The sequence below is a fragment of the Streptomyces sp. NPDC004658 genome (assembly GCF_040609555.1).
Lineage (GTDB): Bacteria > Actinomycetota > Actinomycetes > Streptomycetales > Streptomycetaceae > Streptomyces.
Genome location: NZ_JBEXKG010000281.1, coordinates 1 through 5,521, shown reverse-complemented (window position 1 = coordinate 5,521; position 5,521 = coordinate 1). Strand labels below are relative to the sequence as shown.

Sequence of the window (5,521 nt, the reverse complement as noted above, 5' to 3'; positions counted from 1 at the left end):
GATCTACGCCCAGACGGCGGCGTACGGCCACTTCGGCCGCGAGCTGCCCGACTTCACCTGGGAACGCACCGACCGCGTGGACGCCCTGCGCAAGGCCGCGGGCCTGTAACCCGGCCCACCCGCTCTCGCCGAGGCCCGGCTCCCTTCGGGGGCCGGGCCTCGGCGTCGCTGTCGCCCCGCGCACCGGCCGCGTTGTCAGTGGGGTTTGCAAGAATGCAAGCGTGAGCAGCGAGAACGCATCGGGGGGTGGCGGGGCCGAGGGGGCCCCGCCGGAGCAGCTCGCGCTCATCCGGGAGAGCGTGCGGAAGGCGAAGGTGCCGCGGGCCAAGCCCCGCACCTGGCGAGGGGCCGCGCTCGCCGGGGAACTGCCGGTCGCCCGGGTGCTGGTCGACAAGGGCGTGCTGCACCTCGACCGGTACTTCGACTACGCCGTCCCCGCGGAGCTGGACGCGGACGCCCAGCCCGGAGTGCGGGTGCGGGTGCGGTTCGGGGCCGGGCGGCACCGGGTGCGCGACGGACGCCGGGAGGGCGGCGGGCTCATCGACGGCTTCCTCGTCGAGCGGCGCGCCGAGTCCGACTACTCCGGGCCGCTGGCCGCGCTCGCCCAGGTCGTGTCGCCCGAGCCGGTGCTGAGCGAGGAGCTGCTCGGCCTCGCCCGGGCCGTCGCCGACCGGTACGCGGGCAGCCTCGCCGACGTCCTCCAGCTGGCCGTGCCCCCGCGCAGCGCCCGCGCCGAGCAGCGCCCGTCCCCCGAGCCGCTGCCACCGCCCCAGGCCCCGGACCACGGCTCCTGGAGCCGGTACGAGCACGGGGGCGCCTTCCTCGACGCCCTGGCCTCCGGAGGGGCGCCGAGGGCCGTGTGGAACGCGCTGCCGGGACCGCTGTGGAGCGAGGAGCTGGCCCGCGCCGTCGCCGCCACCCTCGCCTCCGGACGCGGCGCGCTCGTCGTCGTACCGGACGGGCGCTCCGCCGCGCGCGTCGACGCCGCGCTCACCGCGCTGCTCGGCACCGGCCGGCACGCGCTGCTCACCGCCGACGCCGGGCCCGAGAAGCGGTACGCACAGTGGCTGGCGGTGCGGCGCGGTTCCGTGCGTGCCGTCGTCGGGACCCGGGCGGCCATGTTCGCGCCCGTCCAGGACCTGGGGCTCGTCGCGATCTGGGACGACGGCGACGACAGCCACAGCGAGCCGCACGCGCCGCAGCCGCACGCCCGCGACGTCCTGCTGCTGCGCGCCGCACTCGACAGGTGCGCCTTCCTGCTGGGGAGCTGGAGCTGCACCGTGGAGGCGGCCCAGCTCGTCGAGAGCGGCTGGGCCCGGCCGCTGGTCGCCGGGCGCGACCAGGTACGCCGGACCGCGCCCCTCGTCCGGACGGTCGGGGACGACGACCTCGCGCGCGACGAGGCCGCCCGCGCCGCCCGGCTGCCCACGCTCGCCTGGCAGGCGGCCCGTGAGGCGCTGCGGCACGGGCCGGTGCTGGTACAGGTGCCCCGGCGGGGTTACGCGCCCCGCATGGCCTGTGCCCGCTGCCGGGCGCCCGCCCGGTGCCGGCACTGCGCCGGACCGCTCCAGGGACAGGACGCGGGCGTGCTGCGCTGCGGGTGGTGCGGGCGCGAGGAGGGCGCCTGGCACTGCCCGGAGTGCGGCGGCTTCCGGCTCCGCGCCCAGGTCGTGGGCGCGCGCCGGACCGCCGAGGAGCTGGGGCGGGCCTTCCCCGCCGTACCGGTGCGCACCTCGGGGCGCGAGCATGTGCTGGACACCGTCCCGGACGCGCCCGCGCTGGTCGTCAGCACCCCGGGCGCCGAACCGGTCGCCGAGGGCGGCTACGCGGCGGCCCTGCTGCTGGACGGCTGGGCCATGCTCGTACGACCCGATCTGCGGGCCGGCGAGGACGCCCTGCGCCGGTGGATCGCGGCCGGCGCGCTGGTGCGGCCCCAGAGCGAGGGCGGCACGGTGGTCGTGGTGGCCGAGCCGACCCTGCGGCCCGTCCAGGCGCTGGTGCGGTGGGACCCCGTCGGGCACGCGGTACGGGAGCTGGCCGAGCGGGCCGAGCTGGGCTTCCCGCCGGTGTCCCGGATGGCGGCGGTCTCCGGACCGCCCACGGCCGTCGCCGAGTTCCTGGCGGCGGTCGACCTGCCGCCGGACGCCGAGGTGCTGGGGCCGGTGCCGCTGCCCCCGCCCCCGCCCGGCGGAGCCCGCAGACCCGGCGCCCCGCCGCCCGGCGAACACTGGGACCGCGCACTGGTCCGCGTACCGCCGGGCAGCGGCTCCGCACTGGCCGCGGCCCTGAAGACCGCCCAGGCGGCACGCATGGCGCGGGGGAGCGGGGAGGCGGTCCGGGTACGGATCGATCCGCCGGACATCGGGTGACGGGGGAGTGAGCCGAGCGCGGTCGGCGGCGGCCGGGCGCGGGGCCCTGCCGGGCGCCTGCCTGGGGAACGGTGACTGGGGCCCGGGCGGGCGCGGGTTCTGGCCGAATGTCCGGGAGGGCAGCGGGCTGGGGTGTCGGGGCAGCGGCTCCGCGGTGGCCGCGAGTCCTGTAGAGCGCCGAGGCCGCGGGCATGGCGCGGGGTGAGTGGGGAGTGCGGATCGGCGGTTGCCGGGCGCCTGGGCGCCGGCGGGGGGCCCACCTGGGGAACGCCGGACCGGGCCCAGCGCGGATGCTCCGTGTACGGATCGGCGGTGGCCGGGCGTCGGCCCCCGGCGAGGCGCCCGCCCAGGGGAAACATGTGGCCGCGGGCGGCGGTCCGAGGCGGACGTGGGCTCGTGGCTGCCCTCCCGGGCGTGGTGCGGGAGGGCAGCGGTGGGGGGCGTCAGCCGTTGCGGGGGCCCGGGAAGGCCGTCGGGCGCGCGTCGTCGCGCAGTGTCGGGCTGCCCGCCGTCGGCTGCGTCGGCATGGAGCGAGCCGCGGGAACCGTGGGCAGCCCCGTGTTCACGTTGATCGTGCGGGTGCCGGACGGCTCCGGCGTCCGCTCCGCCTCGGCCGCCGCCTGGGCCGCGGCGCGGCGGGCGCCGTACCGGCGGTGCACCGCCTGCTTGGTGACCCCGAGCGCCGAGCCCACCGCGTCCCACGAGAAGCCGAGCGAGCGGTCGAAGTCCACGGCGGCCGTGACCAGGGTTTCGACACTGTCCCGGAGTTCCTGGGCGAGGCGGACCGTCGGGGCGGGAGCGCGTCCGTAGACGACGAAGCCCGTGGACGGGCCGGAGCGGCGCGGGCGGTAGACGTTGCCCAACTGGGCGGTGAGCGTGCGCAGCGCGTCCACCTGCCGGCGGACCCTCTCGATGTCCCGCACCAGCAAGTGCAGGCTGGCCCGGGCCTGGGCGTCGTGGGTTGCGTGGTCGGCCATGAACAAGCCTCTCGAACCGGCGTTGAAAGGAATTGGGCCGCGAAAGCGGCCCGATGTGGTCAACTCTTTCTTGACCAACGCGCTTACGCTCCGCTGGTCACGGGGTGGGGGCGTACGGGCATATGCGTACGCCGTTCTCCCGCCCGTGCACCCCCGCGCCCCACCGGCCGGGACGCCGGACGCCCCGGGGCTCGGTCGCCGTCGGCATGCCCACGTCCGTGGCCATAGACTGGTGCGCTGCCCGCCAACCCCCGCCCGAGAGGCCCGATCCCGCCCATGAAGCTCGTCTTCGCCGGTACCCCCGAGGTCGCCGTTCCCGCTCTGGACGCTCTGCTCGCCTCAGGGCGGCACGAGGTGGCCGCCGTCGTCACGCGCCCCGACGCGCCGGCCGGGCGCGGGCGCAGGCTGGTCGCGTCGCCCGTGGCCGAGCGGGCGGAGGAGGCAGGGATCGAGGTGCTGAAGCCGCTGAAGCCCAGGGACCCGGAGTTCCTGGAGCGACTGCGGGAGATCGCCCCGGACTGCTGCCCGGTCGTCGCCTACGGCGCCCTGCTGCCGAAGGCCGCCCTGGACATCCCCGCCCACGGCTGGGTCAACCTGCACTTCTCGCTGCTGCCCGCCTGGCGCGGCGCCGCGCCGGTGCAGCACGCCATCATGGCGGGCGACGAGATCACCGGGGCGTCCACGTTCCTCATCGAGGAGGGGCTGGACTCCGGGCCCGTCTACGGGACCGTGACCGAGGTGATCCGCCCCACCGACACCAGCGGCGACCTGCTCACCCGGCTCGCCTTCGCGGGCGCCGGGCTGCTCGCCGCGACCATGGACGGCATCGAGGACGGCACGCTGAAGGCCGTACCGCAGCCCGCCGAGGGCATCACCGTGGCGCCGAAGATCACCGTCGAGGACGCCCAGGTGGACTGGGCGGCGCCCGCGTTGCGCGTCGACCGGGTCGTGCGCGGCTGCACGCCCGCGCCGGGCGCCTGGACCACCTTCCGCGGCGAGCGGCTCAAGCTCGTCCAGGTCACGCCGGTGCCCGGGCGGACGGACCTCGCGCCGGGCCGGCTGGCGGTGGGCAAGAACAGCGTTCACGTGGGCACGGGGTCGTACGCCGTCGAGCTGCTCTGGGTGCAGGCCCAGGGCAAGAGGCCGATGCGCGCGGCCGACTGGGCCCGCGGGGTGCGCATCGCGGAGGGCGAGACGCTGGGCGGCTGACGGGCCCACGGGTGCGGCGACGTACGCTGGAGTCGCATCCCCTCTTCACACCCGGAGCACCTTTTTCGTGAGCGAGCAGTCCCGGCGGCTCCGCAAGCCCGCCAAGCCCTACCGCCGTCCCCAGAAGGACCCCGTCCGCATCCTGGCCTTCGAGGCGCTGCGCGCGGTGGACGAGCGGGACGCGTACGCCAACCTCGTGCTGCCGCCGCTGCTGCGCAAGGCCCGCGAGCAGGGCGACTTCGACGCCCGGGACGCCGCCCTCGCCACCGAGCTGGTGTACGGCACGCTGCGCCGGCAGGGCACGTACGACGCCGTCATCGCCGCCTGTGTCGACCGGCCGCTGCGCGAGGTCGACCCGCCGGTGCTCGACGTGCTGAGCCTGGGCGCGCACCAGTTGCTCGGCACGCGGATCCCCACGCACGCGGCCGTGTCCGCCACGGTCGAGCTGGCCCGGGTCGTGCTCGGCGACGGACGGGCCAAGTTCGTCAACGCCGTGCTGCGGAAGGTGGCCCAGGACGATCTGGACGGCTGGATCGAGAAGGTCGCGCCGCCCTACGACGAGGATCCCGAGGATCACCTCGCCGTGGTGCACTCGCACCCCCGCTGGGTCGTCTCCGCGCTCTGGGACTCCCTCGGCGGCGGCCGGGCCGGCATCGAGCGGCTGCTCGCGGCCGACAACGAGCGGCCCGAGGTGACGCTGGTCGCCCGGCCGGGCCGGGCCACCACCGAGGAACTGCTCCGCGAGGACGCCGCCGTGCCCGGGCGCTGGTCGCCGTACGCGGTGCGGCTCGCGGAGGGCGGGGAGCCGGGCGCGGTCGAGGCCGTGCGCGAGGGGCGCACGGGCGTCCAGGACGAGGGCAGCCAGCTGGTCGCCCTCGCGCTGGCGAACGCCCCGCTCGACGGCCCGGACGAGAAGTGGCTGGACGGATGCGCCGGGCCGGGCGGCAAGGCCGCGCTGCTGGCCGC

At 77.0% G+C, this 5,521-nt stretch carries 4 protein-coding genes; 3 read left to right on the top strand and 1 reads right to left on the bottom strand.

Annotated features, from left to right (window positions below; translation table 11 throughout):
- The first annotated feature begins 221 nt into the window (after nt 1–221).
- Complete coding sequence (locus ABZV94_RS39780; RefSeq protein WP_356349685.1) at nt 222–2,369, top strand: primosomal protein N'; 2,148 nt, start codon at nt 222–224, stop codon at nt 2,367–2,369.
- Nucleotides 2,370–2,812: 443 nt separating this feature from the next.
- Here the strand turns inward: ABZV94_RS39780 and ABZV94_RS39775 are convergent, their stop codons facing one another.
- Nucleotides 2,813–3,346 (bottom strand): hypothetical protein, encoded by a 534-nt coding sequence (locus ABZV94_RS39775; protein ID WP_356349683.1) that lies wholly within the window; start codon nt 3,344–3,346, stop codon nt 2,813–2,815.
- 276 nt (nt 3,347–3,622) lie between these two features.
- Here ABZV94_RS39775 and fmt point away from each other — a divergent pair, with 276 nt between their 5' ends.
- Complete coding sequence (gene fmt, locus ABZV94_RS39770) at nt 3,623–4,555, top strand: methionyl-tRNA formyltransferase (RefSeq protein WP_356349681.1); 933 nt, start codon at nt 3,623–3,625, stop codon at nt 4,553–4,555.
- Nucleotides 4,556–4,622: 67 nt separating this feature from the next.
- Nucleotides 4,623–5,521: transcription antitermination factor NusB (locus ABZV94_RS39765; RefSeq protein ID WP_356349679.1), on the top strand; the 899-nt coding region annotated here is incomplete at its 3' end.